This window comes from Massilia sp. H6, from assembly GCF_024802625.1.
In the GTDB taxonomy this organism is placed as follows: Bacteria; Pseudomonadota; Gammaproteobacteria; order Burkholderiales; family Burkholderiaceae_D; genus Telluria.
This window is the reverse complement of the sequence record NZ_CP103371.1, coordinates 3,841,681-3,863,968: the sequence shown is the minus strand read 5'-3', so window position 1 is coordinate 3,863,968 and position 22,288 is coordinate 3,841,681. Positions and strand designations below refer to the sequence as shown.

Here is a 22,288-nt window from a genome sequence, read left to right as displayed (position 1 = left end):
GACGGCATGACGACGCACACAGTCACACGCAACCGGCGCCGTTCCTCGCGCGCATTCTGGAGCAATCCCTGGTATGAACGGGCGGTCGGCATGGTGGTCCCCCTGGCGGCGATCCTGCTCTGGCATTGGGTGGCCGCCAGGGGCTGGGTCGATCCGCTGGTGCTGCCGGCGCCGCTCGACGTCTGGCGCAAGTGGGTCACTTACCTGCTGCCGCTGGTGCCGTTCGAACAGTACACCGGCGGCGGCTGGTGGTCGTGGGCGCTGTCGGGCGAACTGCCGGTCGATATCACCACCAGCATGGTGCGGGTGATGGTGGGCTTCGCCATCGGCGCCGGACTGGCGCTGCCGCTCGGCCTGGCTATGGGCGCCAGCCGCGTGGTCTACGCCTGGATGAATCCCCTGGTGCAGATCCTGCGTCCGATTCCGCCGATCGCCTATATCCCGCTGGCGATCCTGTGGTTCGGCCTGGGCAATCCGCCAGCCGTGTTCCTGATCGCGCTGGGCGCGTTTTTTCCGGTGCTGATGAACACCATCGCCGGAGTGCGCCACGTGGACGGCATCTACCTGCGCGCGGCGCGCAACCTGGGCGCCGGTCCCGCCACCATGTTCCTGCGCGTGATCCTGCCGGCCGCGGTGCCCTACATCCTGGCCGGCGTGCGGATCGGGATCGGCACCGCCTTCATCGTGGTGATCGTGTCCGAGATGATCGCCGTGAACAACGGGCTGGGCTTTCGCATCCTGGAAGCGCGCGAGTACTTCTGGTCGGACAAGATCATCGCCGGCATGATCACCATCGGCATGCTCGGGCTGGCGATCGACCTTGCCATGAACCGCCTCAACAACTATCTGCTGCGCTGGCACCGCGGCCTGGAGCATTGACATGAACGCACCATCCCCGTCGCACCTGCTGCAGGCGCCGCATATCCGTATCGATGGCGTCAACAAGATCTTCGCCAGCCAAGGCCGCCATGTGGTGGCTCTGAAAAACATCTCGCTCGACATCCCGCGCGGTCAGTTCACCTGCCTGCTCGGGCCGTCCGGCTGCGGCAAGTCCACGCTGCTGGGCGCGGTGGCGGGCTTTTCGCTGCCCAGCAGCGGCACCATTACCGTCGACAGCGTCCCGGTGGCTGCGCCGGGGCCGGAGCGCGGCATGGTGTTCCAGGAGTACGCGCTGTTTCCCTGGATGACGGTCGAGGACAATATCGCTTTCGGCCTGCATATCAAGGGCATGTCGAAGGTGGCCATCCGGCGTCGCGTGGACGACTTGCTCGGCATGCTGTCGCTGACCGATTTTCGCCAGCGCTTTCCAAAGGATCTGTCGGGCGGCATGCGCCAGCGCGTGGCGATCGCCCGGGTGCTGGCACTGGACTCGCCGATCATGCTGATGGACGAACCCTTCGGCGCGCTCGATGCGCTCACGCGCCGCAACCTCCAGGACGAACTGCTGCGCATCTGGTCCGAGCTCAAGAAGACGATCCTGTTCGTCACCCACAGCATTGAAGAGGCGATCTACCTGGCCGACCGCATCGTAGTGATGACCTACCGGCCGGGTACGGTCAAGCGCGACCTGCTGGTGGAGATCCCCCGCCTGCGCGACCCGGCGGCGCCCGATTTCAATGCGCTCAAGCGCGAGCTGGGGCTGCTCGTGATGGAAGAGCAGGAGCGCCATCATACGGATGCAATGCGAATGGCGGCGGTCGATTAGCGTAGCTGCGCCCGCGCCGCTGGAGCTCTCGAATCCCGCCTAACGGCAGAGCGGCCTGCCGCACCCGCCATCGATCGATGGTGTATCCTTCCACTATGCAGAACTCCCTCTTTCTCGCCGCGGCCGTGCTGTACGCGGTGTGCGCCCTGCTGCCGTCGCGCCGGGGCGCCGTCATTTCCGGCGTCACCGCCGTGGCCTGGGCGGTACATGGCGCCGCGCTCGGGCTCGATATCGTCTCGCCTGGCCAGTTGCGGGTTGGCTTCGCCATCATGTTATCGAGTGCGTTGTGGGTATCGGTGGCCGCCTACTGGCTCGAAAACCGCAATTTCGCGCTGGACGGCATGCGCCGCCTGATCATGCCCTGCGCCTTTGTCGCCAGCGTGCTGCCGTTGGTGTTCCCTGGCAGCCTGCTCGAAGTCCAGGACCAGTCGCCGGCCTTTGGCTGGCATGTCGCGGTGGCGGTGCTGGCCTACAGCACCCTGACCGTCGCCGCCTTCCACGCGGTGCTGATGGCGCTGCAGGAAACGCGGCTGCATACGCGCGGCAGTGGCCGTGCCTGGCTGGGCGGGGCACTCGACCAGCTGCCGGCGCTCTTGACCATGGAAAAACTTCTGTTTCGCGTGATCTGGATCGGGTTCGTGCTGCTGACCCTGACGGTGCTATCGGGCGTGGTGTTTTCCGAGCAGCTGTTCGGCCGCGCGCTGCGGCTCGATCACAAGAGCGTGTTCGCGCTACTGTCATGGCTGCTGTTCGCCGCGCTGTTGGCCGGGCGCCGCTGGCAGGGCTGGCGCGGCAAGACCGCGCTGCGTTTCACGCTGGCGGGCTTCGCCACGCTGGCGCTGGCCTATGTCGGCAGCCGCTTCGTGCTCGAAGTAGTGCTGCACAGGGGAGTCGCATGATGCGCATCCTGTTCTGGATCGCCCTTATCATCCTGGTGGTCATGGCCGTGCGCGCCAAGCTCAAGGGCACAGGCGCGCGCTTCCAGGTGCCGCCGCGCCAGCCACCGCAAGAGCCGGTGGCCCAGATCGAAACCATGACCCAGTGTGCGCATTGCGGCTTGCATTTCCCGGCCTCCGAAGCGGTGCAGGCCGACGGCCACGACTACTGTTCGCCGGGCCACGTGCGCCTGCCGCCGCGGTAAGCCGGCCGATGTCTTTCCTGCCGCTGCGGCTCCCGCAGGTGCGCTTGCCTCAGTTGCCGTCGCCGGAGGCGCGCGCGACCATGTGGCGCTCGCTGCTGACCTTCAACATCACGCGCATCGTCATCGCGCTGGTGTTGCTGCTGTACCTGGGCGTGAGCATGACCGACAATGGCATCCGTACCGTTGCGGTCAATACCGAAACCTGCGTCGTGTACCTGCTGGCGGCGCTGGTCTTTGCCGGCGTCGGCACCTGGTGGAAGCGCCGCTTCGTGCTGCAGCTGGGCTGCCAGATCGCGCTCGACCTGGCCGTGATCTCGCTGCTCTACCTGGAAGCCGGCGGCATGCGTAGCGGCCTGGCCGTGCTCTATCTGTTCCCGCTGGCCGGCGCGGCGATCCTGGCCCCGCTGGTGCTGGCGCTGTTCGCGGCCTCGATCGCGACACTGTTCCTGCTCGGCGAGAGCGTCTGGCAATTAATGCTGCTGCAACGCCAGCCGCCCTTGATGCAGGCCGGCCTGTACGGCGCCGCCTTTTTCGCCGGCGTGCTGGTGATCAACCGGCTGGCCGCGCGCCTGATCAAGCAAGAAGAGCTCGCTGCCCAGCGCGGCACCGACCTGCGCATCCAGCAGCTGATCAACGGGATCGTCATCGCCGACGTCGGCGATGGCATCCTGGTGGTTGGCGACGACGGCGCGGTCTTCACCGGCAATCCGGCCGCGCGCGGCATGCTCGGCCTCGACGGCGAGGCCGCCAGTTTCCGGCTCGGCGAGGCCCCCGGGCTGGAACCGGTGGCGCAGGCCTTTGCCGCCTGGTTGCAAGCCCCGATGGAGGGCGCCGCCTTCGTGACCGTCAAGCCTTACCAGGAAGATGCCGGCCCGCTGCGCGGCCGGCGCGACCAGCCGGCGCACCTGAAGCTGCGTTTCGCGCGGGTCGATACCGCCGGCGTGGCGCTGGGGCGCAGCGTGGTCTTCATGCAGGACGTGAGCGCCATCGAGAACCAGGCGCAGCAGCTCAAGCTGGCCTCGATGGGGCGCCTCACCGCCAGCATCGCCCACGAGGTGCGCAATCCGCTGTCGGCCATCGGCCACGCCACCGCGCTGCTGGCCGAGGACCTGCACGGCCCGGCCGAGATGCGGCTGCTGAAGATCGTCGGCGACAACGTCGCCCGCGTGAACCGGATGGTCGAAGACATCCTGCAGCTCTCGCGCAAGGTCCAGCCGAACGGGGAGCCGCTGCAGCTGGCCAGCTTCCTGGCCGAGCTCAAAGCCGAGTTCTGCGAAACCCATGACCTGGCCGATGAGATCGTTTATGTGGGCGACCCCGGCAAGAGCGCGGTGCGCTTCGACCCGCTGCACCTGCACGAAGTGCTGCTTAATTTGCTGGGCAACGCGATTCGCTATGCCAGCCGGGCGCCCGCCAGCATCCGCATCTTTCCGGCGCGCGACGCCGCCGGGCGCACCGAGCTGCACGTGCAGGACGACGGCCCCGGCATCACCCCGGAAGTACGCGCCCACCTGTTCGAGCCCTTCTACACGACCTCGAGCAAGGGCACCGGCCTGGGACTGTACCTGGCGCGCGAGCTGTGCCTGAACAATGATGCGAAGCTCGACTACGAATACCGTTTCGACGCTGCCGCGGCCGGAGAGCGCAGGGCGAGCGGACGCTTCGTGATCAGCTTCGCCCAGCCGCCCCAGGCCGCGTCCTCCGGCGGCCCGCACTATATATAGGTAGAAATAATCATGACCGCACCCCGCATTTTGGTGGTCGACGACGAAGCCGACCTGCGTGAACTGCTCGAGATCACCCTGCTCAAGATGGGGCTGGACGTCGATAGCGCGGCTACGCTGCGCCAGGCGCGCGCGCTGCTCGAGGAGCGCGACTACGCGCTGATCCTGACCGACATGCGCCTGCCCGATGGCCTGGGGCTGGAGCTGGTGCGCGAAGTGCATGCCTCGCCCAAGGCAACGCCGATTGCCGTGATCACCGCCTATGGCAGCGCCGAGAACGCGGTGGTCGCGCTCAAGGCGGGGGCCTTCGACTACATTTCCAAGCCGGTGGCGCTCGATGCGCTGCGCGTGATGGTGCGCTCGGCCCTGCGCCTGCTCGAGGCGGCGCCGGCGCAGCCCGACGGCGTGGTGCCCGGTTCGCGCATGATCGGCAATTCGCCGGCGATGCAGTCGCTGCGGGTCCAGATCGGCCGGCTGGCGCGCTCGAACGCGCCGATCTCGATCACCGGCGAGTCGGGCAGCGGCAAGGAGCTCGCCGCCCGTGAAATCCACGCCCAGAGTTCGAGGGCGGCCAAGCCGTTCGTCGCGGTGAACTGCGGCGCGATTCCCGAAACCCTGATGGAAGCGGAGTTCTTTGGCTATCGCAAGGGTGCCTTTACCGGCGCGGCCGAGGAACGCGACGGCTTTTTCCAGGCCGCCAATGGCGGCACCCTGATGCTCGACGAGGTGGCCGACCTGCCGCTGGCGATGCAGGTCAAGCTGCTGCGTGCGATCCAGGAGCGGCGGGTGCGCAAGATCGGTGCCACCAGCGAGGAGCCGGTGGACGTGCGCATCATCAGCGCCACCCACCAGGACCTGGCCCGCTGCGTGGAACTGGGCCGCTTCAGGCAGGATCTGTTCTACCGCCTGAACGTGATCGAGCTGTCGCTGCCGCCGCTGCGCGAGCGCATCGATGATTTGCCGCCGCTGGTGGACGCGGTGCTGGCGCGCCTGGCCGGACCTGCTCAAGCCGCGCTCGGGCCCGGCGTGCTGGACGCGCTGCGCGCCTATTCCTTCCCCGGCAATATCCGCGAACTCGAGAACGTGCTGGAGCGGGCGCTGGCGTTTGCCAACGACGGCGTGATCGAAGTAGGGGACTTGTCGCTGAAGGCGGCGCGTCCGGGCGAGGCGGGACGCGAGCCGGTGCCGGCCGCGGCGACTGCGGCAGTAGCACCACCGGCGCCGGCGCCAGCGCCGATCGAGGCGGCGCCGGCGCCGGCCGGGCTCGGCCCGAACGGCTTGCCCGCCAGCTTGCCCGACTACCTGATCCAGGTCGAGCGCGACATCATCGGGCGCGCGCTGCAGCAAACCCAGTTCAACCGGACGCAGGCCGCGGCGCTGCTCGGGATCAGCGTGCGCCAGCTGCGCTACCAGATGCAGAAGCTGGAGATTTCGGCGCCGGAAGATAACGCTTGAGCGCTGTTCGCGGCGCGGGCAGCGCACGGCCAGCCGGCAGAGGCGATGTTTCGATGTTGTCTTTTCGCCAGTGCAAAACGCATCAGATCAATGCGGTGCGCATGCGGCTGATGACGCTTTAAGCAGCCCCCTCGCACTAGGTTAGCGCTCACTCACCTCACATCCCCCGTGCTTCCGGCGCTACTTCATTGTCAAGCCCACGCACTCAAAAAAACGCAAAATATTGCGAGGTTCTTTACTTGCCGTGACCTGGGTCAGGTACTACAATTAGTCTCATATCAACGTCGAACACTAGATGTAGTGGTAGTGAGCCAGAAGAAACGTGTTCACTCCCGACGTGAGGCTTGCTCTGCAAGCGACTGATTCCACAGCGATTTCCTTACCCTGCATACCTGGTTGCCAGAAGGCGTTCCGGCTGGCGGGGCATCGCTTTGCTATGAATTCCTAAAAATTGTGGTCTTGCTACGCAAGATCCTGGTAACTATATTTGGCGGCAGTCATCTGCCCACCCTGGAGGCTCAATGCAAACAGCACAAGACATGTCGATCAATCCCCACGCCGCCTCCGGCGCGGCAGCCAATGCCTCGCCGGCAGAGATCGTGGCGCGCGGCGACTACCGCGTGATCCGCCGCAATGGCGCCGTGGTCGCCTTCGAGCCGCACAAGATCTCGGTCGCCATGACCAAGGCCTTTCTTGCCATCGCTGGCGGGCAGGGCGCTGCCTCGGCCCGTATCCGCGACCTGGTGGAACAGATGACCGGAAATGTCGTAGCTGCATTGGTGCGCCGCCAGCCGAACGGTGGCACCTTCCATATCGAAGACGTGCAGGATCAGGTCGAACTGTCGCTGATGCGCTCGGGCGAGCATGATGTCGCGCGCGAATACGTGCTGTACCGCGCCAAGCGCATGGAAGAGCGCCGCGCCGCCAAGGAAGCGCTCGGTGGCGCCGCCGTGGCCGCGCCGCAGATCCACGTGATCGACGGCGGCCAGCGCCTGCCGCTTGACATGAACGCCGTGTACGGCCTGGTGGGCGCCGCCTGCGCCGGCCTGGAAAAGCATGTCGACGCCGACGCGATCGTCGCCGAGACCCTGAAGAACCTGTACGACGGCGTGCCGGTCGAAGAGCTGCACAAGTCGGCCATCCTGGCCGCCCGCGCCCTGATGGAAAAAGACCCGGCCTACAGCCAGGTCACCGCGCGCATCCTGCTGCATACCATCCGCAAAGAAGTGTTCGGCCGCGAAGTGCCGCAGGCCGGCGCCGCGCTTGAGTACATCACCTACTTCCCGCAATACATCGCCAAGGGCATCGCCAACGAACTGCTGGACGAAGAACTGGGCAAGTACGACCTCGAGCGCCTGGCCAAGGCCATCGTCGCCGACCGCGACCTGCAGTTCGGCTATATCGGCCTGCAGACCCTGTACGACCGCTATTTCCTGCACGTGCGCGAGACCCGCATCGAGATGCCGCAGGCCTTCTACATGCGCGTCGCGATGGGCCTGGCCCTGCGCGAAGCCGACCGCGAAGCGCGCGCGATCGAGTTCTACAACCTGCTGTCGAGCTTTGATTTCATGAGCTCGACCCCGACCCTGTTCAATTCGGGCACCCGCCGCTCGCAGCTGTCCTCGTGCTACCTGACCACGGTCGGCGACGACCTGGAAGGCATCTACGACGCCATCAAGGAAAACGCACTGCTGTCGAAGTTTGCCGGCGGCCTGGGCAACGACTGGACCCCGGTCCGCGCACTGGGCTCGCGCATCAAGGGCACCAACGGCAAGTCGCAGGGCGTGGTCCCGTTCCTGAAAGTGGTCAACGACACCGCCGTGGCGGTGAACCAGGGCGGCAAGCGCAAGGGCGCGGTCTGCGCCTACCTGGAAACCTGGCACATGGACATCGAGGAATTCCTCGACCTGCGCAAGAACACCGGCGATGACCGCCGCCGCACCCACGACATGAACACCGCGAACTGGATTCCCGACCTGTTCATGAAGCGCGTGATGGAGAAAGGCTACTGGAGCCTGTTCTCGCCGAGCGAGACGCCGGACCTGCACGACAAGGTCGGCAAGGCCTTCGAAGAAGCCTATACCGCCTATGAAGCCAAGGCCGAACGCGGCGAAATGACCGTGTACAAGAAGATCGAAGCGCTCGACCTGTGGCGCAAGATGCTGTCGATGCTGTTCGAGACCGGCCACCCATGGATCACTTTCAAGGATCCGTGCAATATCCGTTCGCCGCAGCAGCACATCGGCGTGGTGCACTCGTCGAACCTGTGCACCGAGATCACCCTGAACACCAGCGCCGACGAAATCGCCGTCTGCAACCTGGGCTCGGTAAACCTGCCGCAGCACATGAAGGGCGACAGCCTCGACCACGTCAAGCTGCAAAAGACCATCCGCATCGCCATGCGCATGCTCGACAACGTCATCGACATCAACTACTACGCCGTGGAAAAGGCGCGCAACTCGAACATGCGCCACCGTCCGGTCGGCATGGGCGTGATGGGCCACCAGGATTGCCTGCACATGATGCGCATCCCGTTCGCCTCCGATAAGGCGGTGGAATTCGCCGACAAGTCGATGGAAGCGGTCTGCTATTTCGCCTACCTGGCCTCGACCGAGCTGGCCGAAGAGCGCGGCCGCTACGGTTCCTACGAAGGTTCGCTGTGGGACCGCGGCATCCTGCCGCAAGATTCTATCAAGCTGCTGGCGCAAGAGCGCGGCGGTTACCTCGAGCAGGATACGAGCGAATCGATGGACTGGACCCTGGTGCGCAGCCGCATCAAGGAATTCGGCATGCGCAACTCGAACTGCGTGGCGATCGCACCGACCGCGACGATCTCGAACATCATCGGCGTGTCGGCCTGCATCGAGCCGACCTTCCAGAACCTGTACGTGAAATCGAACCTGTCGGGCGAGTTCACCGAGATCAACTCCTACCTGGTGCGCGACCTGAAGGCGCGCGACCTGTGGGACGAAGTCATGATCGCCGACCTGAAGTATTTCGACGGTTCGCTCTCCAAGATCGACCGCGTGCCGCAAGACCTGCGCGAGATCTACGCCACCGCCTTCGAAGTCGAACCGAAGTGGCTGGTAGAGCAGGCTTCGCGCCGCCAGAAGTGGATCGACCAGGCCCAGTCGCTGAACATCTACATGGCTGGCGCCTCGGGCAAGAAGCTCGATGAAACCTACAAGCTGGCCTGGCTGCGCGGCCTGAAGACCACTTACTACCTGCGCACCATCGCCGCGACGCACATGGAGAAATCCACCAGCCGCACCGGCGCACTCAACGCGGTGTCGGTCTCGGGCGCCCTGTCGGGTGGCCACGCTGCCCCTGCGCCCGCCGCCGCCCCGGCAGCGGCAGCAGCGGCTGCCACGGCAGAGATCGAAGACGGCGCCGCCTGCTACCTGCGTCCGGGCGACGATGGTTTCGAGGAATGCGAAGCCTGCCAGTAAAAGTGGGCGTCGCGTAGACGCTCGATGAAGAACACGCCCGGCCACCGCGCCGGGCGCCGCCGTCTAGAATTCAAGAAGGAAGAACACTATGTTGTCATGGGACGATGAACCAAGCACCGCGCCAGCTCCGCGCGCAGCACAAGCCGACGCTACTGAAACCGCAACTGCAACTGTCGATGCAGCCCTGGTCGCCAAGCGCGTCAATGCCGACGACAAGCGCATCATCAACGGCAAGACCGATGTCAACCAGCTGGTCCCGTTCAAGTACAAATGGGCGTGGGACAAATACCTGGCCGGCTGCGCGAACCACTGGATGCCGCAAGAAGTGAACATGCAGCGCGACATCGAGCTCTGGAAGAGCCCGAACGGCCTGACCGAAGACGAGCGCCGCCTGGTCAAGCGTAACCTCGGCTTTTTTGTCACCGCCGACTCGCTGGCCGCGAACAACATCGTGCTGGGCACCTACCGCCACATCACCGCACCCGAGTGCCGCCAGTACCTGCTGCGCCAGGCCTTCGAAGAAGCGATCCACACCCACGCCTACCAGTACATCGTCGAGTCGCTCGGCCTGGACGAGCAGGAAATCTTCAATGCCTACAACGAGATCGAGTCGATCCACGACAAGGACCAGTTCCTGATCCCGTTCATCAACGTGCTGACCGACCCCGAATTCAAGACCGGCACGCTGGAAAGCGACCAGCAGCTGCTCAAGTCGATCATTGTCTTTGCCTGCCTGATGGAAGGCCTGTTCTTCTACGTTGGCTTCACCCAGATCCTGGCGCTGGGCCGCCAGAACAAGATGATGGGCGCGGCCGAGCAATACCAGTACATCCTGCGCGACGAGTCGATGCACGTGAACTTCGGCATCGACCTGATCAACACCATCAAGATGGAAAACCCGATGCTGTGGACGCCGGAATTCCGCGAAGAGATCAAGGTGCTGTTCCTGGAGGCAGTCGAGCTCGAGTACCGCTACGCCGAAGACACCATGCCACGCGGCGTGCTGGGCCTGAACGCCCCGATGTTCAAGGGCTACCTGCGCTTCATCGCCAACCGCCGCTCGGTGCAGATCGGCCTGGAGCCGCTGTTCCCGAACGAGGAAAACCCGTTCCCGTGGATGAGCGAGATGATCGACATGAAGAAAGAGCGCAACTTCTTCGAGACCCGCGTGACCGAGTATCAGACGGGTGGGGCATTGAACTGGGATTAAAACCCAAACTCGGGCTTGCCCCCTGCATGGCCGGACCAGTTCGCCTATGATGGCGAATTGACCCGTCCATCCAGGAGAATCCCCTTGCAAGCCAAGTCCCTGCCGCTGCATGCAGCGCTGCATGCAGTTTTAGTCGCCGGCCTGGCGACGGCGTGCGTCGCCCACGCCGCGCCCCAGTCCGTCGCCGGCCAGACTATCTTCCAGAACAACTGTGCCAGCTGCCACAGCGTCGACCCGGCCCTGTCTTCGCGCGCCGGCCCCGGTCTGTTCCGCGTCCTCGGCCGCCAGGCCGCCGCGGTGCCGGGCTTTCACTATTCGGCGGCATTGACCCGCGCCGGCAGCACTGGAAAAACCTGGACCCGCGCCGAACTCGACGCCTTTTTGGCCGACCCGGCCAAGAGCGTGCCAGGCACCACGATGCCGGTCGGCGTTTCGGATAAAAAAACGCGCGCCGCCCTGATCGATTACCTCGCTACCTTGCAGGGCGCCACCACGGCGCCAGCACCGCCTACGGCCACCGCTGCCGCGCCTGCAGAGCGCAGCGGCTCCTGGGACGACAGCCAACCCGGCAAGATCCACCACATTCAAGTCTCCGACCTGCCGCCGCCCTTCGCCAGCGCCAGCGCCGGCAATGGACCGCGCGTCGAGGCGCGGCCCAACGGCAGTATGCCGACCGTGCCGCCAGGCTTCGCGGTAAACGTGTTCGCAGTCGATACCGACAAGCCGCGCCTGCTGCTGCGCGCACCGAACGGCGACATCTTCCTGGCCGCCACCAGCAAAGGCGAGATCAAGGTGCTGCGCTCCAAAGACGGACAGCGCGCGGAGACGGCCACGGTATTCGCCAGTGGCTTGACGCGGCCGTATGGCATGGCCTTCTGGCCCTCGAACGCAAACCCGCAGTACCTGTACGTCGCCAATGTCAATTCGATCGTCCGCATCCCCTACCGCAACGGCGACCTGCAAGCGCGCGGCGCGGCCGAGACGGTTGTGCCGCAGCTGTCCGATACCAGCGGCGGGCACACCACCCGCACGCTGGCGTTTTCGCAAGACGACCAGACCTTGCTGCTGTCGATCGGCTCGGCCACCAATGTCGCCGCCAACATCGGGCCGACGCCGCCGCAGCCGCTGGCGCAATGGGAAGCGCGCCATGGAGTGGGCGCCAGCTGGGGCGTCGAGACGGACCGCGCCACCGTCATGGCTTTCGATCCGGATGGCCGCAACCGCCGCACCTGGGCCACTGGCCTGCGCAACTGCGTCGGCCTGCTGGTGTACCCAGGTACCGGCGACGTGATGTGCAACGTGAACGAGCGCGACGCGCTGGGCGACAACCTGCCGCCCGACTACCTCACCCGGGTAAAGCAGGGCGGCTTCTATGGCTGGCCGTGGTACTACATCGGCGCCAACGAAGATCCGCGCCTGCAGGGCCAGCGCCCCGACCTGAAAGACAAGAGCATTGTGCCGGATGTGCTGATCCAGGCGCATTCGGCGCCGCTCGGCATGGCGGTCTACCACGCCCCCAAGGGCGCGGCGCATGCCTTCCCGAAGGGGTACGAGGGCGACGTCTTCGTGGCGCTGCACGGGTCCTGGAATCGCGGCGTGCGCACCGGCTACAAGGTGGTGCGCGCCTTTGTGAAGAACGGCGTGCCGACCGGGCAGTACCAGGATTTCATGTCGGGGATGGTGCTGAGCGACCGCGATGTCTGGGGTCGGCCTGCCGCCGTCGCGGTGGCGCTCGATGGCGCGTTGCTGGTGCTCGACGACGCTGGCGGCGTGGTCTGGCGCATCACACCGCAAGGCTGAAGGGGCAGGGCCAACCCGCCGCCAGGCGGGTCTTGCCATCATTGACTTCTGTCAGCATACGCCAGGTTGCCGTGAACTAACGTGACTGGATCATTCACGGCAAAGGAATGGCGATGAATCTCCGGGAAACCCCGCATGCTGTGGCGTGCACCGTCGAGTGGGAATTCGCCCACTCGACCTACGCCCAGGTGCTGGCCGATGTGCCGGCCGCACTGTTTTTCCATTGGGCGCAGAGTGCGCGCATCGAGTTTCCCGGCATACCCCGCGACGCCTCGTTCTACGCCCAGGCGGTCGAAGGCCTGATGGTGTTCTTCGATTGTGCCGCGGCCGCCTCCAGGCCATGTGCGCTGCCCTCGCGTGCCGCCGATTCGGTCTGGCAGGCCTGGGCGTGCATGGATGCCCCCAGCCTCGAGCGCTTTTGCATCCGCCATGTCGGCAAGGCCATCGCTTATGCCGAGCCAGCGAGCATGGAGCAGTCGGTGGGCGAGGCACTGGGAGCCTGCCTGGTGCAGGCGCGCCGCCGCGCGTCCTGCCCGGTTGCCGGTAACCACCTGCCGCGGCTGTTCGCGCTGGATGCGCAACTGGGAATGCCGCGCGGCTTCGGCTACCGCATCATCAACGGCCGGATTGCCTGTTCGACCCTGGACGAACTCGGGGTCGCCACCAGCGCGCGTTTCCCCGAATACCTGACAGCGGCAGGCCTGTATCGATCTGGCCTGATCACCGCAGCCGAATACAACGAAGCATCCTGCCTTGGTCTTCCAGAACCGCAGGGCCTGATGCAGATAGCCGCATCCTGACCCTCCCTGCCTGATCGAGGCTCGCGCCGCGCGGCGCCGGGCCCCGCTATGATGGTCTCGAGCAGCCAGCCGTTCGCCGCGTTGCGGCGGCGCCCTGGCAGAAGGAGACTGCATGCTAGAGAGCTTTGCCCTGCACTACCTTCCCGAAGCGTTTTCGATCGCCGGCCAAAAGCTGATGGGGCGCCAGTCCGCCGGCGTGGGCCTGATGCGCGCCATCGCCCAACACGCGAGCGCGGCCAGGATCGGATGCTTCGCTGCCGACCGCACCCATGCCGACGCCTTTGACGCAGCGCTGCGCGCCGTTGGCTACACGGGCGAGGTGGCCTGGGTACCGCAGTCGCGGCCGCAAGAACTTGCGCCTTTCGGCTGCCTGTATCACCCTGGCCCCGGCATCGAGCGCCTGAGCTGGCGCCGGCTCGAGGTGGGCGAGCATCGTTACAGCCTGTGCGGCATCGTGCATACCACCGCTTCGCACGAGATGATGAGCATGGTAGCGAACTTGCTGGTGGCGCCGGTACGCAGCTGGGACGCGATCGTCTGCACTTCGCGCGTAGTGCGCGACAGCGTGCGGGTGCTGCTCGAGGCGCAGGCCGATTATTTACGCACCCGTCTCGGTGCGCAGCGTTTCGAATTGCCGCAACTGCCCTTGATAGCGCTCGGCGTGCATTGCGCCGATTTCGTGCGCGACGCGGGGCGCCGCATCGAAGCGCGCGCCCGGCTCGGCATTGGCGAACACGACGTCGCCTTCCTGTACCTGGGGCGCGTGTCGGTGCATGCCAAGTCGCACCCGCAGCAGATGTTCACCGCCCTCGAGCGCGCGCCCAAGGGCGGCCGCCGGGTACACCTGATCATGGCGGGCTGGCATGCCAGCGAAGCCAGCGAAACGGCCTTGCGCGAAGCGGCCGCCTTGCTCTGTCCCTCGGTGCGGCTGGTGGAGCTGGACGGAAGGCTGCCTGCGAACCAGATCGACGCCTGGACAGCTGCCGATGTCTTCACTTCGCTGGCGGACAACGTACAGGAAACCTTCGGGCTGACGCCGGTCGAAGCCATGGCGGCCGGCCTGCCGTGCGTGGTCTCTGACTGGAATGGCTACCGCGACACGGTGCGCGACGGCGTCGACGGCTACCGTATTCCGACCCTGATGCCGGGGCCGGGCGCGGGCCTCGACCTGGCGCAGCGCTACGACGACGGCGTCGACAGCGCCGACATGTACTGCGGCCACGCGAGCCAGGCGGTGGCGCTCGACGGCGCGCAGCTGGCCCAGGCTTATGGCCGGCTGGTGTGCGACGCCGGCCTGCGCCGCACGATGGGCGAGCAGGCGCGCCTGCGCGCGCTGGCCGACTTCGACTGGCCAGTGGTGCTGCGCCGCTACCAGGCGCTGTGGGACGAGCTGGCCGAGCGGCGCCGCGCCGACCCGATTATGGTGCCGGCGCTGCCGGCACGCGCGCCGGACCGTCCCGATCCGTTCAAGCTGTTCGCCAGTTATCCGACCCGACAGCTGGCCGCCGATTCGCTGGTGGAGCTGACACCGGACGCGACGCTCGCGCTGGTCAATCAGTACCGCGAGCTGGCCATCAACCGGTTTGCCACGGCATCGCTGCCGACGCTCGAAGATTTTGGCCAGATGTTCGGGGCAATCGGCCCGCGTCCGGTCGAAGTCGAAGAACTGATCGACACCCTCGGGCCCTGCGACCGCGCGACGCTGCTGCGTGGGCTGGCATGGCTGTGCAAGATGGATTTGTTACGCGTGGTGGAATAAGCGCGGAAATAGAACCGGCCGGTGCCGATGCGGGCATTGCGGCATAAGACAAGCGAAAGCCAGATGCACACGAAATGAATGCGCGCGCACGTGGTTCAGGAAAAAAAGCAGGTTTTGTTTGAGGTGTTCGGGTTGCGCATGCAAGAAGTTTTCGTGTACTTTACGTGATTGAATTTGTCAAAACGTGAACATGTGATATTGTCGCGTCCATCCAGGCAGTAATCGATCGAATAATAGGACACTGATTCAATCAGTATGCAACGCCAGCCAAGCGAAAAGAACAAAGCCGCACTGCCTGACCTGAGTTCAGGCAAGGCGGCTTTTTCTTTTCGCGCCCGCGAGGGTAGCGAAGCGAAAACATGTTGAGTCGGTTGCCTGTCGACCTTGGCTAAAGTGCTGCAATTATGAGGCGTTGCAGCAGTTCAGCCGGCCGGATTCATTGGCCCATACCATTCGGGTTTGGGCCGATGAATAATTCGCTCGCCAGCGATTGGCGGAGCGGGTTTTAACCTTGAGCTTATTTCATCGCAGATGAAGGAGAACTACAATGGCAACCGCTAAAAAACCAGCAGCAAAAGCAGCAACGAAAAGCGCACCTTCGTCCGTGACGAAGTCCAAGCCGGCAGCCAAAGCTGCAGCCGAGAAACCGGCGGCCAAGGCCACCGCGGCGAAGTCGGCAAGCAAGTCGGCGGCCAAGCCAGCGGTGAAATCGGCAGCCAAGCCTGCTGCAAAGAAAGCTACCGCGACCAAGACCGCAGCGACCAAGACCACTGCTAGCAAGGCAGCGGCCAAGCCGGCAGCGAAGAAAGCCGCGGCCAAGCCAGCGGCAAAGCCGGCAGCAAAGAAAGCCGCCGCCAAGCCGGCAGCAAAGAAAGCCGCCGCCAAGCCGGCCGCCAAGAAAGCTGCAGCCAAGCCAGCAGCCAAGAAAGCCGCCGCCAAGCCAGCAGCAAAGAACGCCGCAGCCAAGCCAGCAGCAAAGAAAACTGCAGCCAAGCCAGCAGCAAAGAAAGCCGCAGCCAAGCCAGCCGCCAAATCGGCAGCCAAGTCGGCTGTAAAGCCAGCTGCCAAGAAAGCAGCAGCCAAGCCAGCGGCAAAGAAAGCTGCAGCCAAGCCAGCAGCGAAGAAGGCAACCGCCAAGCCGGCAGCTAAACCTGCTGCCAAGAAATCAACGGCCAAGCCGGCAGCTAAATCCGCAGCCAAGCCAGCGGCCAAGAAAGCCGCTGCCAAACCTGCGGCGAAAAAGGCTGCTGCCAAGCCAGCCGCTAAGCCAGCCGCTAAAAAGGCTGCCGCTAAGCCAGCCGCTAAGCCAGCCGCTAAAAAGGCCGCCGCCAAACCAGCCGCCAAGAAGGCCGCTGCCAAACCGGCTGCAAAGAAAGCGACCGCAACTAAAGCGACCGCAACTAAAGCGACCGCTACCAAAGCCTCGGCCAAGCCTGCTACCAAGAAAGCTGCAGCTCCAGCACCTGCTAAAAAGGCTGCTACTCCAGCCAAGGCTGCCACGCCTGCAAAAGCTGCTGCTCCAGCTAAAGTTACATCGCCAGCCAAAGCCGCCGCGCCGGCTAAAACCGCTGCTCCAGCAAAAGCTGCTGCAAGCAAGCCGGCGGCGAACAAAGCCGCTGCCAAGCCAGCCGCTAAAGCAGAAACCAAGCCGGAAGTGAAGGCTGAATCGAAGCCGGACAATAAGGCGGAAACCAAGCCGGAAGCGAAAGCCGAGAGCAAGGCCGAATCGAAAGCCGAATCGAAAGCCGAATCGAAGGAAGCCAAGGCAGATAGCAAAGCCGATAACAAGGCGGCATCGACCACGACTCCGGCGGCCAAGACCACCTTGTCGCCGGCAGCGGCCTGGCCATTCCCGACCAGCAGCCGCCCATAATCCGGGCTGCCCCGCGCGGCTCATCAGCAAGTCTTGCCTGGATCAGGCAAAATACCGCTGTGTGATCGTTCACGCAGCGGTTTTTTTTTGAGGAGCCTTCGTGCTGTCTATTCTCCAGTTTATTGTCGATATTGCCGCCGGTCTGTTGGGCGGGCTGCTACTGCTGCGTTTCTGGATGCAGGCGATCCGCGTGCGTCCGCCGGCGCAGATCGGGCAGTTTACCTTCACGCTCACCGACTGGCTGGTGCTGCCACTGCGGCGCGTGCTGCCGGGCGCGGGCGGCTATGACTGGGCCAGCCTGGTTGGCGCTTTCCTGGTGGTGCTGCTGGCCAGTTCGCTGATGCTGCTGGTCGGGGCGGGGATGGATGTGGTGCTGCTGGGCGCGCTGTTCCGCTTCCTGAACTGGATCTTGTACGGATTCATGGCGCTGCTGATCATCGACGCGGTATTTAGCTGGGTTAATCCGAACGCGCCGCTGGCGCCTTTCGTGCATGCGATGAATACACCGATCCTGCGCCCGATCCGGCGCGTGGTGCCGCCGGTGGGTGGGATGGATCTATCGGTGCTGGTGGCGCTGGTACTGATCCAGATTATTCAGTTCGTGCTCAGGCAAGTGTTTTTCGGCTGAGGCAGCAGGCTGGCCGGTCCCCATGCCGGCCGCGCTGCGATAGCGCGAGGATTTACCTGAACCTGTATCCGAACGCCGCCTCGAACTGCTGCTCGATCTGGTCCGGCGTGAACGTGTGGTTCTGGCCGCCCTGGCTGGCGATCTTGATGGCGCCGAGCAGGCTGGCGATGCGGCCGGTGGTAGGCCAGTCGAAGCCTTCGGTGATTCCGTACAGCAGGCCGGCGCGGTAGGCGTCGCCGCAACCGGTCGGGTCGACGATGTTCTCGGCCTTGACCGCCGGAATGCGATAGTGCTCGCCGCCGGCGTAGATGTCCGAGCCTTCGCCGCCGCGCGTAATGATCAAGGCGTCCAGGCGCGCCGCGATGTCGGCCTGGGTCAAGCCGGTGCGGTCCATCACCATTTCAAATTCATAGTCGTTCGACGCCAGGTAGCTGGCTTGCTCGATGAAGCGGATCAATTCTTCGCCCGAGAACATCGGCAGCTGCTGGCCCGGGTCGAACATGAACGGCAGCTTCAGCTCGGCGCAGTCGGCCGCGTGCTTGAGCATGCCGTCGCGGCCGTCCGGCGAGATGATCGCCACGCGCAGCGCGCCGCAGTCGGCCACGTTGTTCTGGTGCGAATACTGCATCGCGCCCGGGTGGAAGGCGTTGATCTGGTTATTGTCCTGGTCGGCGGTGACGAAGCACTGCGCGGTGTAGGCATCTGCAATGGTGCGGATGGCGCGCGTGTCGATGCCTTGCTTGCCCATGCGTTCGAGGTAATCGCCGCCGTCCTGGCCGATCGTGCCCATCACCAGCGGCGCGCCGCCGAGCAGCTTCAGGTTGTACGCGATATTGACCGAGCAGCCGCCGTATTCGGTGCGCAGGGTCGGCACCAGGAAGGATACGTTGACGCGGTGCAGCTGGTCGGCCAGCAGGGTTTCGGCAAAGCGGCCGTGGTACTGCATGATCTTGTCGAATGCGATCGATCCGCAGATCAGGGCGGTCTTGGTCATGAATGAACCTTCGGGGAGATTAAGGGTAGAAGACGGCGATATGATAACCGGACGGCGCCGGCTCTTCGACGCGGAAGTTCAGCTTGACGGGCTGCTCGGCGCGCGCGGCGAAGCCGGCCGCCAGCAGTGGCCCGACCTGGCGCGACCCAACCGGCAGGTAGTCGCGCGGACCGAAGACGCGGCGCACCAGCGGCTTGTCGTCCGGATCGGTCAGGGTCAGTTCAATGCTCGGCCAGGCCTGCACCGAGTCGCCCTGGTTGCGCAGCAGCGTGGTGAAGCTGTAGGCGTTACCGCCCAGGGTAGTCAGTTCGCCGGTTTCGATCGCCATCTGGTCGATCTGCGCCGGTAGTTCGACGCGGCAGCCCAGCACGCCGCATGTGGCGACCAGCGCCGGCTTCATGCCGGGGTAGCGGGCGGCCAGCGTGTTGCGAAAGCTCGAGACCGCCTGCGCGGCCAGCACCAGCACCAGCAGCAGGCTGCCCACGGCCAGGGCGATGCGCACGGCCTTGCCGGAGCGTTCGCGCTGGCGGCCGCGCCGGACGAATTCGGGCTCGTCGGATTCGGGCACGCGCAACTTGGGCGCCTCGATCCTGGTCGGGGTGAGCTTGGAGCGGCGTGCGGCGCGCGCCTCGGCAGCGCGCTTGCGCGGCGGCGTCGGGGGGGCCAGTGGCGGGGCGATCGGGGCCGCCTGCATGGTGACGGTGGACGGACCCGATTCGCGCAGCAGCAGCGACGGCCCCGGCATGTCGGAGGCCTTGCCCGCGGCCTGCGAGCGACGCGCGCGCGGCGCAGGCTCGGCAAGTTCTTCGATCTCGTGGTGCTCGTCGGGCGCGGGCGCGGCGACCAGTTCTTCGTCTACCGGCAGCTCGGGCGCGGGCGGCGACGCCGGTTGCGGCGCAGCCGTGTCGCCATCGCCATCGCCGTCGCTTATCTGCGGCAGGATGCCGAAGGGCGCGAAGGTATGGTCGAGTTCAAGGGTGTAGATGGGATCGTCCTCTGCCTCGGGGACGTCAGCGGCGGCAGGTGCAGGCGTTGCCGGGGCTGCCGGGGCTGCGGGTGATGCGGGTGCTGCGGATGCGGCATCTGCCGGAAGCGGGGCGGGCGGCGCCGCATCCAGGTCGACCAATGCGGCGCTGCCATCGAACACCTGGGTGCAGGCGCCGCAACGGACAATGCCCCCACGCAGCTTGAGCTGGTCTGCGGCGACCCGGAAGACGGTGCCGCAGTGGGGGCATTGGGTGGCGAGCGCCATGCGTCAGCTGCCGCTAGCCTGGCGCGACGGCGGTAGGGTTTCCTGGCCGAGCGTGCCGTGCAGGGCAACCCAGCCGTCCTGCTCGGCCCAGACGCCCAGCTTGATGAAGGGCAGATAGGCGGCGGCCACCTCGTCGGCCTGGCGCGCCAGCACGCCCGACAGCACCAGCGAACCGCCCGGCGCCACGCGCCCGGCCAGCATCGGCGCCATCAGCTTCAATGGGCTCGACAAAATGTTGGCTACCACGGTGTCGAACTGGCCCCTGGCATGGCGCTCGTTCGGCGTCACGGCCAGGTCGTCCGGCACGTAGAAGTCGATCGCGCAGGCATTGCGTTCGGCGTTGGCGCGCGCCGAGACGATCGCCTGCGGGTCGATGTCGACTCCGGCGACGTCTTGCGCGCCCAGCTTCTTGGCGACCATCGCCAGGATGCCCGAACCGCAGCCGTAGTCCAGCACCGACTTGCCCGGCTTGGGGTGTGCTTCGAGCCACTCCATGCACAGGCGGGTGGTCGGGTGGCTGCCGGTGCCAAAGGCCAGGCCCGGGTCGAGCTCGAGGATCAGGCCATTCGGATCCGGTGCTTCGTGCCAGCTCGGCACAACCCAGATATTGGTACCGATATGGATAGGCTCGAACTGCGACTGGGTCAGGCGCACCCAGTCGGCGTCATGCACCGCGCGGGTGGTAAACGCGGGCACGACTGGCAGTTTGATGGCGTTGGCGGCTTCTTGCACGATGGCGAACTGGTCGGCATCGGCCTCGGTGAGGGCAACGACGCGGGAGTGGTCCCAGGCCGCTTCTTTCGGTTCCATGCCCGGCTCGCCGAACAACGGCCGTTCGGCGTCGGTGCCTTCGTCGGCGTCCTCGACCGAGACCGACAGGGCGCCCGCTTCCAGCAGGGCGTCCGACAGGGCCTCGGCATGGTCGCGCGCGACTTCGATGACTACTTCGGTCCAGCTCATAGATTAGCCTTAACGTCCGCTACCTTGGCTTCCGATTTGGCGCCGATGCCGCCTACCTTGGGCAGGTCTGGCTTGGAAGCCAGCTTGTGCTCCAGGTAGTGGATGTTGGTGCCGCCCTCGATGAAGCGCGCATCCACCATCAGCTCGCGGTGCAGCGGGATATTGGTGAGGATCCCTTCGACTACCATTTCCGACAGGGCGATCTGCATGCGGCGAATGGCCTGCTCGCGCGTCGCACCGTAGGAAATTACCTTGCCGATCATCGAGTCGTAATGAGGTGGAACATAGTATCCGGCATACGAATGCGAATCGACGCGGATGCCAGGACCGCCCGGCGGATGCCAGCCGGTGATGCGCCCCGGCGAGGGCGTGAACTTGAACGGGTCTTCGGCGTTGATCCGGCACTCGATCGCATGGCCCGACAGCATGATGTCGCGCTGGCGGAAACGCAGCTTCTCGCCAAAGGCGATGCGGATCTGTTCCTGCACGATGTCGATCCCGGTGATCATCTCGGTGACCGGATGCTCGACCTGCACGCGGGTGTTCATTTCGATGAAATAGAACTCGCCGTTCTCGTACAGGAATTCGAAGGTGCCCGCGCCGCGGTAGCCGATCTTGCGGCAGGCTTCGGCGCAGCGGTCGCCGATCTTCTCGATCAGTTTGCGCGGGATGCCCGGCGCCGGCGCTTCTTCGATCACTTTCTGGTGACGGCGCTGCATCGAGCAATCGCGCTCGCCCAGCCAGACCGCGTTCTTGTGTTCGTCGGCGAGGATCTGGATTTCCACGTGGCGCGGATTTTCCAGGAACTTCTCCATATAGACTTCTGGATTACCGAAGGCGCTGCCCGCTTCGGTCTTGGTCATCTGCACCGCGCCCAGCAGGGCCGCTTCGGTATGCACCACGCGCATGCCGCGGCCACCGCCGCCGCCTGCCGCCTTGATGATGACCGGATAGCCAACCTTGCGCGCGGTCTGGATGATCGCTTTCGGGTCGTCGCTCAGCGCGCCTTCGGAGCCAGGCACGCAGGGTACGCCGGCCTTGATCATGGCCTGCTTGGCCGAGACCTTGTCGCCCATCAGGCGGATCGACTCGGAACGCGGACCGATGAAGACAAAGCCCGATTTCTCGACCCGTTCGGCGAAGTCGGCGTTTTCCGACAGGAAGCCGTAGCCCGGGTGGATCGCTTCGGCGTCGGTCACTTCGGCGGCGCTGATAATGGCCGGCATGTTCAGGTAACTCAGTGCGGACGGGGCCGGGCCGATGCAAACGGATTCGTCGGCCAGCTTCACGTACTTGGCGTCCTTGTCCGCCTCGGAGTGCACGACCACCGTCTTGATGCCCAGTTCGCGGCAGGCGCGCTGGATACGCAGCGCGATTTCACCACGGTTGGCGATGAGGATTTTTTCAAACATGGTAGGTTTGGTGTTTCTGTGAAAACCGGCGCAGCCAGCTTACAAGCTTTACTAGCTGACGAGCGCGCCGGACACGACATGGATGAGCTGGCGGCAGACGCCGCCGGGCCGAAGTGTCTAGATCGT

The 22,288-nt window shown here is 65.1% G+C and carries 17 protein-coding genes; 12 read left to right on the top strand and 5 right to left on the bottom strand.

What is annotated here, in order from left to right:
- Positions 1 to 90: 90 nt before the first annotated feature.
- The 11 genes from NRS07_RS17270 (at position 91) to NRS07_RS17220 (ending at position 15,043) form a co-directional block, all read left to right on the top strand.
- Entirely contained in the window at positions 91 to 879 is a 789-nt protein-coding gene (locus NRS07_RS17270; protein WP_259213354.1) for an ABC transporter permease, read from the top strand.
- Between the two features lies 1 nt (position 880).
- Positions 881 to 1,705 (top strand): ABC transporter ATP-binding protein, encoded by an 825-nt coding sequence (locus tag NRS07_RS17265; protein WP_259209163.1) that lies wholly within the window; start codon positions 881 to 883, stop codon positions 1,703 to 1,705.
- A gap of 95 nt (positions 1,706 to 1,800) precedes the next feature.
- Positions 1,801 to 2,604 (top strand): inner membrane protein YpjD, encoded by an 804-nt coding sequence (locus NRS07_RS17260; protein ID WP_259209161.1) that lies wholly within the window; start codon positions 1,801 to 1,803, stop codon positions 2,602 to 2,604.
- A complete protein-coding gene (locus tag NRS07_RS17255; protein WP_259209158.1) occupies positions 2,601 to 2,846 on the top strand; it encodes a PP0621 family protein in 246 nt (81 codons plus the stop codon). Before NRS07_RS17260 ends, NRS07_RS17255 begins: the two co-directional genes overlap by 4 nt.
- Positions 2,847 to 2,854: 8 nt before the next feature.
- The gene (locus NRS07_RS17250) at positions 2,855 to 4,570 is read left to right on the top strand and encodes a PAS domain-containing sensor histidine kinase (protein ID WP_259209154.1); all 1,716 of its coding nucleotides are present in this window, start codon (positions 2,855 to 2,857) and stop codon (positions 4,568 to 4,570) included.
- Between the two features lie 12 nt (positions 4,571 to 4,582).
- Entirely contained in the window at positions 4,583 to 6,025 is a 1,443-nt protein-coding gene (locus NRS07_RS17245) for a sigma-54 dependent transcriptional regulator (protein ID WP_259209153.1), read from the top strand.
- A 521-nt stretch (positions 6,026 to 6,546) separates the two neighbouring features.
- The gene (locus NRS07_RS17240; protein ID WP_259209151.1) at positions 6,547 to 9,474 is read left to right on the top strand and encodes a ribonucleoside-diphosphate reductase subunit alpha; all 2,928 of its coding nucleotides are present in this window, start codon (positions 6,547 to 6,549) and stop codon (positions 9,472 to 9,474) included.
- Positions 9,475 to 9,562: 88 nt separating this feature from the next.
- Entirely contained in the window at positions 9,563 to 10,684 is a 1,122-nt protein-coding gene (locus NRS07_RS17235; protein ID WP_259209148.1) for a ribonucleotide-diphosphate reductase subunit beta, read from the top strand.
- Positions 10,685 to 10,768: 84 nt separating this feature from the next.
- A complete protein-coding gene (locus NRS07_RS17230) occupies positions 10,769 to 12,484 on the top strand; it encodes a PQQ-dependent sugar dehydrogenase (RefSeq protein ID WP_259209147.1) in 1,716 nt (571 codons plus the stop codon).
- 113 nt (positions 12,485 to 12,597) lie between these two features.
- Entirely contained in the window at positions 12,598 to 13,284 is a 687-nt protein-coding gene (locus NRS07_RS17225; protein ID WP_259209145.1) for a hypothetical protein, read from the top strand.
- A 112-nt stretch (positions 13,285 to 13,396) separates the two neighbouring features.
- Positions 13,397 to 15,043 (top strand): glycosyltransferase family 4 protein, encoded by a 1,647-nt coding sequence (locus NRS07_RS17220; protein WP_259209143.1) that lies wholly within the window; start codon positions 13,397 to 13,399, stop codon positions 15,041 to 15,043.
- A 522-nt stretch (positions 15,044 to 15,565) separates the two neighbouring features.
- Here the strand turns inward: NRS07_RS17220 and NRS07_RS17215 are convergent.
- The gene (locus NRS07_RS17215) at positions 15,566 to 16,861 is read right to left on the bottom strand and encodes a hypothetical protein (protein ID WP_259209142.1); all 1,296 of its coding nucleotides are present in this window, start codon (positions 16,859 to 16,861) and stop codon (positions 15,566 to 15,568) included.
- A gap of 155 nt (positions 16,862 to 17,016) precedes the next feature.
- Here NRS07_RS17215 and NRS07_RS17210 point away from each other — a divergent pair, with 155 nt between their 5' ends.
- Positions 17,017 to 17,544 (top strand): YggT family protein, encoded by a 528-nt coding sequence (locus tag NRS07_RS17210; RefSeq protein ID WP_259209141.1) that lies wholly within the window; start codon positions 17,017 to 17,019, stop codon positions 17,542 to 17,544.
- Positions 17,545 to 17,596: 52 nt separating this feature from the next.
- Here the strand turns inward: NRS07_RS17210 and NRS07_RS17205 are convergent, their stop codons facing one another.
- The 4 genes from NRS07_RS17205 to accC are packed head-to-tail and all read right to left on the bottom strand — an operon-like array spanning position 17,597 to position 22,162.
- Positions 17,597 to 18,538: a carbohydrate kinase family protein gene (locus NRS07_RS17205; protein ID WP_259209140.1), complete on the bottom strand. Its 942-nt coding sequence runs from the start codon at positions 18,536 to 18,538 to the stop codon at positions 17,597 to 17,599.
- Positions 18,539 to 18,557: 19 nt separating this feature from the next.
- Positions 18,558 to 19,790, bottom strand: a complete 1,233-nt coding sequence (locus tag NRS07_RS17200) for a DUF3426 domain-containing protein (RefSeq protein ID WP_259209139.1) — start codon at positions 19,788 to 19,790, stop codon at positions 18,558 to 18,560.
- 3 nt (positions 19,791 to 19,793) lie between these two features.
- Entirely contained in the window at positions 19,794 to 20,750 is a 957-nt protein-coding gene (prmA, locus tag NRS07_RS17195) for a 50S ribosomal protein L11 methyltransferase (RefSeq protein WP_259209138.1), read from the bottom strand.
- The gene (gene accC / locus NRS07_RS17190; protein ID WP_259209136.1) at positions 20,747 to 22,162 is read right to left on the bottom strand and encodes an acetyl-CoA carboxylase biotin carboxylase subunit; all 1,416 of its coding nucleotides are present in this window, start codon (positions 22,160 to 22,162) and stop codon (positions 20,747 to 20,749) included. Before accC ends, prmA begins: the two co-directional genes overlap by 4 nt.
- Positions 22,163 to 22,288 lie beyond the last annotated feature (126 nt).

Excerpts from the sequence above, each read along its gene's own strand:
- NRS07_RS17255 (WP_259209158.1), top strand. The coding sequence starts at position 2,601 with ATGATGCGCATCCTGTTCTGGATCGCCCTTATCATCCTGGTGGTCATG.
- NRS07_RS17250 (WP_259209154.1), top strand. The coding sequence starts at position 2,855 with ATGTCTTTCCTGCCGCTGCGGCTCCCGCAGGTGCGCTTGCCTCAGTTG.
- NRS07_RS17235 (WP_259209148.1), top strand. The coding sequence starts at position 9,563 with ATGTTGTCATGGGACGATGAACCAAGCACCGCGCCAGCTCCGCGCGCA.
- accC (WP_259209136.1), bottom strand. The coding sequence starts at position 22,162 with ATGTTTGAAAAAATCCTCATCGCCAACCGTGGTGAAATCGCGCTGCGT.
- NRS07_RS17220 (WP_259209143.1), top strand. The coding sequence starts at position 13,397 with ATGCTAGAGAGCTTTGCCCTGCACTACCTTCCCGAAGCGTTTTCGATC.
- NRS07_RS17245 (WP_259209153.1), top strand. The coding sequence starts at position 4,583 with ATGACCGCACCCCGCATTTTGGTGGTCGACGACGAAGCCGACCTGCGT.
- NRS07_RS17260 (WP_259209161.1), top strand. The coding sequence starts at position 1,801 with ATGCAGAACTCCCTCTTTCTCGCCGCGGCCGTGCTGTACGCGGTGTGC.
- NRS07_RS17265 (WP_259209163.1), top strand. The coding sequence starts at position 881 with ATGAACGCACCATCCCCGTCGCACCTGCTGCAGGCGCCGCATATCCGT.
- NRS07_RS17270 (WP_259213354.1), top strand. The coding sequence starts at position 91 with ATGGTGGTCCCCCTGGCGGCGATCCTGCTCTGGCATTGGGTGGCCGCC.
- NRS07_RS17200 (WP_259209139.1), bottom strand. The coding sequence starts at position 19,790 with ATGGCGCTCGCCACCCAATGCCCCCACTGCGGCACCGTCTTCCGGGTC.
- NRS07_RS17205 (WP_259209140.1), bottom strand. The coding sequence starts at position 18,538 with ATGACCAAGACCGCCCTGATCTGCGGATCGATCGCATTCGACAAGATC.
- NRS07_RS17240 (WP_259209151.1), top strand. The coding sequence starts at position 6,547 with ATGCAAACAGCACAAGACATGTCGATCAATCCCCACGCCGCCTCCGGC.
- NRS07_RS17225 (WP_259209145.1), top strand. The coding sequence starts at position 12,598 with ATGAATCTCCGGGAAACCCCGCATGCTGTGGCGTGCACCGTCGAGTGG.
- prmA (WP_259209138.1), bottom strand. The coding sequence starts at position 20,750 with ATGAGCTGGACCGAAGTAGTCATCGAAGTCGCGCGCGACCATGCCGAG.